Genomic DNA, 4,264 nt, shown 5'->3' with positions numbered 1-4,264 from the left:
CCGAACTGGCCCGCCGTGACGTTGGACGGCTTCAGAATGATTTCATGTAGGTTCGCTCCGGACCGGTAGGAATTGTATTGTCCGGTCAGCACGTCGCTCGCGCTATTCGCAGTGCACTGGGCCGCAAGCGAAGCTGAAGCCGCACTCGTAAGTAGGAGCAGAGCCAAAATGCGCCCGCAATCGTTCCGCATACGGGCAATTATGACACTTGGAGTGCCGGTGCGCCACCCAAAGCATAGGCAGCGCACCGTCACCATCAGCTTAGTTGGCTACCAAGTAACCAAACAAACCGCGAGTCTCGTTCTTGGGTCCGGCTGTGAAATAGAGCCAATTCGCCGGCCCGGTCGATCCGCCTAGCCCGAAATCCAGCGCCCACAGGCCGGGAATAACAAGCGGCTTGCCGTTGACGTTATCGACCAAGCCCAAAGCTTTGCCCGTAGTCAAGTCATAGGCTACAATTGCTCCCGATCCGAAATTGCCGACCAGCATGGCGCCGCTGAACTTACCGAAGTCGGAAGGCGCGATGGCCGCTCCCCACGGTGCGTTGAGATAGGCGCCGTGCTCAAACCGCATGACTAGATCGCCGGTGCTCGTAAACTCATCCACTTGACCGAGTCCCGGCCCGTCGATCTCATCGTGTTTGGCGGAATCCTGCTTGGCGAACATCACAACTACATTTCCATTCATCACTTGCACATTCAGCGGCGCCCAGCCGGCCGGAATCTTCGGGTCCGTGAAGGCGCCCGATGCAAGCGTAACCGGGTTGAAGTTCGCGTCGTACACATCGATCGTCCCCGTGCGGAAATCAGCCGCGTAGAGAACATTTGCCCCGTTCATCTGACCCATTGCGAGGCCTTTATATACTGCTGCCGTTCCCTTGTCGACTACGATCGAAGCGCTTGGCGCGCCGGACCAGGCCGAGATGGTACCGTCTTCGGTATCGAAGATGAAGAACGAACCGCCGAAGTCCGTCGTTGAATTTGCGACAATTCCAGTGGGCGAACCTAGGGCCGTCGGATCGGACGCGGAGGGTGGAATGGTGACGACCAACGATTCGATGTTGCCTTGACCATCATAGAGCGTGGATAGTCCCGAGTTGTTATCGGAGACCCACCACGGATTCCCGGGTACGGCCGCTAACCCCCACGGGTTTGAGAGGTTTGGGTCTTGTTTCTGACCTAGACCTGTGACGTCGGTTACTAGCAAAGTCTCGGAGTAAGTTCCCGTCTGGGCACTTAGTCGACCGGCTCCTGTCCATAGTACGAGCGAAGCGAAGAAGGCCGCACCCAGAAAGCGCGACTGGCGCGATGTTGTTTTCATTGAAGTAGTTCCTCTCGATTGAGTCGCACCGCCGGTTTGTGGGCGGCGCGGATTTCAATTTCAGTTTCCGTTCGAACCTTAGCCAAAGCAATGCGGGCCTGTTCCAGCGATGTAAAAATGCTGTAAATTAGTGCGGAACGCAGAATAAGTTTGACATTTGTTCCGGTAAAGCCGTATGGCTGCTGTTACAAATCGCCAAACAAAGAGTTATGATGCTATCTGACTGTGCAGACTATTCTCGTAATCGAAGATGACGATAACCTCCGGGATACCATCGGCGTCCTTCTCGACCGGGAAGGATTCCAGGCCATCCTGGCCGCTAACGGCCGGGAAGGCACCGAACACGCTCTGCTGGGCGCTCCCGATCTGATCCTCGCCGACCTTCGATTGCCCGATATGCATGGGATCGAAATCTGTAAGCGCCTGCGCGGCAGCGGCATCGCGACGCCGATTATCGTTCTCAGCGCTGTGGGCGACGAGGTTGACAAGGTGCTGCTGCTCGAGATCGGCGCCGATGACTACATGGTGAAGCCGTTCGGCACGCGCGAGTTGCTCGCGCGCATCCGTGCGGTCCTGCGGCGTTCCTCCTCGGAAGCGAGTAAGGTTCTCTCGTTCGCCGATGTGGAAGTCGATCTGGAACGCCGTATTGTGAAGCGCCGCGGCGAGCCGGTCCGATTTACTCCGGCTGAGTACAACCTACTAACGTTCTTCCTGCAAAATCCGGACCGCCCACTTTCTCGCGACTTGATTCTAAACTCCGTTTGGGGCTATGAGTCGTATCCGAACACAAGGACCGTAGATGCACATGTCGTCCATTTGCGCCAGAAGCTTGAGGCCGACCCGAACTGCCCCCGTCATTTTCTGACTCTTCACCGCGTCGGGTATCGATTTATCCCGTAGAACTCTCATGGAGCACTTACTCTTGCCGATATCGTCGCCGCTGCCATCGCCGCGATTGGTGTTTATCGTCGAAGATAGCGATGCGTGCGCCGAGACGCTAGAGATCGCTCTGGATAGTCTGCACGGATGTCAACCCCGCCGTGTCAATGGAGCTCCCTTGGCTCTGGCTCAAATGCGGAAACATCCCGGCCATGTCGCCGCAGTCGTGACGGATATGCATCTGGCTCAATCGAGCGGTCTCGATCTGATTCGGGAGCTGCGAGCGGACGCTCACTTATCCCACGTCCCGGTAATTCTTATTAGCGGTGACACAGATCCCTTGTTACCGGAGCGCGCGCTCGAACTGGGAGCGAATGCTTTTTTTGCCAAGCCGTACTCACCTGCCGCGGTTCGCAGGAAGTTGGAGCAACTGTTATGAATAACCTGTTTTCGAAAGTGGGTGTCATCTTATTTCTGGCCATCACGCTTTCCGCGTCCGCATCGGCTCAGACGGATCCTAGTCTGAATAACCTGATCACACGGCTGGATCAGGTGGAAGCGGAAAACCGCAAGCTTGTCGACGAGATTCGTGCCTTACGCGAAGAGCTTGCGAATTACGCCGGCGCGACCCCGGACGCCCAGCCTGTGCAGCAGCAAGAAGAACGCTTGGCCGTGCAAGAGAGCCGCACCGCGGAACTGGCCCAAACTAAGGTGGAAGCCTCGCAGAAAATGCCCATCTCACTTACCGGCATGCTGCTGTTCAATGCTTTCACCAATGGGCGCAATGCCGGCGGTCAGGAGGATCCTTTGACAGCCGGGTATACCGGCAGCGCTGTTTCCGGAGCTTCGGTCCAACAGACAATCTTAGGACTGAAGTTCGACGGCCCTTCCCTGCCCGGGGACGGTAAGGCATCCGGATCGATCTACATGGACTTCTTCCAGGACTCCGCTTATGGATATAACTCGGCGTTCCACATTCGAACGGCGAAGGTAGACCTTACCTGGGGAGATACAACGGTTACCGTTGGCCGAGACAAACCGATCATTTCGCCGCGGGATCCCGATTCTTTGGCCCAGGTAGGTGTGCCGCCACTCTCCGCGTCCGGTAACTTATGGGATTGGCAGCCTCAGGCGCGCATCGAACATCGCTTCCGCTTCGATGAAGATAACTTCGGCGTCATCGCGCAAGCGGGTGTCTACGAGACCGCGGAAGGGGACGCATCTAACCCTCCGTCCGTACTCTATGGTCTCGAGCAGGCGCGTCCAGGGTATGAGACGCGGGTCGAACTATACAAACAATGGGGCAAGCGCCGTATCGAGATCGCTCCGGGCTATCACGCCAGCGACACCCACGTACTTGACACGACGGTGCCCTCCCGCATCTGGTCACTCGATTGGCTCGTGCGGCCGATCCAGGAGGTCGAAATCACCGGGGCGGCATTCGATGGGAGAAACACGGCGCCGCTTGGCTCGCTCGGACAAGGCTTCACGCTGCTGCCATCCGGAGCCATCGCTGACGTTCGCGCAGTGGGAGGTTGGACTCAGGTTGCGTTCTTCCCCACATCGCGCCTGAGCTTCCATTTGTATGGAGGCGAGGAGAACGATCGCGCGGCCGACCTTCTAACGGGAGGAATCGCGCGCAACGTGACTTATGCCGGTAATGTGATGTACCGCCTCGCTCCTAACATCATCTCGGCCTTCGAGCTTTCGCAAACCCGCACTACCTACTTATCGCAAGGAACACGTTTGAACAATCATTATGATCTGGCATTGGGCTATCTTTTTTAGCGCATTGCCGCTTACCGCTTACGCCGCGACCGTGTCCGGAAGCGTCACCCTGAGAGATACTGAAATAGCGTCGGTAAAGAAGTCCGGGGACTTTTCGGGCGTCGTCGTCTATTTTTCAGGCGTTCCCAGCGTGGCGTCCGTCGATGCGCCGCATGCGCGCATGCTGCAGAAGAACAAAACGTTCCTGCCCCACATCCTACCGATTCAAACAGGCACGATTGTCGACTCTCCCAACGAAGACCCGGTCTTTCACAACGCCTTCTCAAACTTCAGCGGC

The 4,264-nt window shown here is 57.1% G+C and carries 5 protein-coding genes and 1 pseudogene; 4 read left to right on the top strand and 2 right to left on the bottom strand.

The annotated features are described in order from the left end of the window. Together H1Y01_RS19500 and H1Y01_RS09500 are read right to left on the bottom strand one after the other, a co-directional pair. On the bottom strand, positions 1-191 hold a 191-nt coding region (locus H1Y01_RS19500), incomplete at its 3' end, for a hypothetical protein (RefSeq protein ID WP_219341419.1). A 70-nt stretch (positions 192-261) separates the two neighbouring features. Continuing rightward, a complete protein-coding gene (locus H1Y01_RS09500) occupies positions 262-1,320 on the bottom strand; it encodes a TIGR03118 family protein (RefSeq protein WP_180540217.1) in 1,059 nt (352 codons plus the stop codon). Positions 1,321-1,545: 225 nt separating this feature from the next. Between H1Y01_RS09500 and H1Y01_RS09495 the strand changes: the two genes are divergently transcribed. From H1Y01_RS09495 to H1Y01_RS09480, 4 genes and pseudogenes are all read left to right on the top strand, one after another. Next, positions 1,546-2,220 (top strand): response regulator transcription factor, encoded by a 675-nt coding sequence (locus tag H1Y01_RS09495; RefSeq protein WP_180540215.1) that lies wholly within the window; start codon positions 1,546-1,548, stop codon positions 2,218-2,220. Between the two features lie 7 nt (positions 2,221-2,227). Then, on the top strand, positions 2,228-2,638 hold the full coding sequence (locus tag H1Y01_RS09490; RefSeq protein ID WP_180540213.1) for a response regulator: 411 nt from the start codon (positions 2,228-2,230) through the stop codon (positions 2,636-2,638). Further along, on the top strand, positions 2,635-3,987 hold the full coding sequence (locus H1Y01_RS09485; RefSeq protein WP_180540211.1) for a hypothetical protein: 1,353 nt from the start codon (positions 2,635-2,637) through the stop codon (positions 3,985-3,987). Before H1Y01_RS09490 ends, H1Y01_RS09485 begins: the two co-directional genes overlap by 4 nt. Next, positions 3,959-4,264 (top strand): annotated as a pseudogene (locus tag H1Y01_RS09480) (hypothetical protein); the annotation flags it as partial. The gene H1Y01_RS09485 and the pseudogene H1Y01_RS09480, both read left to right, overlap by 29 nt.

Origin of the sequence: Nevskia soli, assembly GCF_903970205.1 — a bacterium.
In the GTDB taxonomy this organism is placed as follows: Bacteria; Acidobacteriota; Terriglobia; order Bryobacterales; family Bryobacteraceae; genus Bog-113.
Note: the sequence above shows the minus strand (reverse complement) of the source record. Positions and strands in the feature narration are given on the sequence as shown.

Bases quoted from the DNA above. Each gene is read 5' to 3' on its own strand.
- H1Y01_RS09500 (WP_180540217.1), bottom strand. From the start codon at position 1,320: ATGAAAACAACATCGCGCCAGTCGCGCTTTCTGGGTGCGGCCTTCTTC.
- H1Y01_RS09490 (WP_180540213.1), top strand. From the start codon at position 2,228: ATGGAGCACTTACTCTTGCCGATATCGTCGCCGCTGCCATCGCCGCGA.
- H1Y01_RS09485 (WP_180540211.1), top strand. From the start codon at position 2,635: ATGAATAACCTGTTTTCGAAAGTGGGTGTCATCTTATTTCTGGCCATC.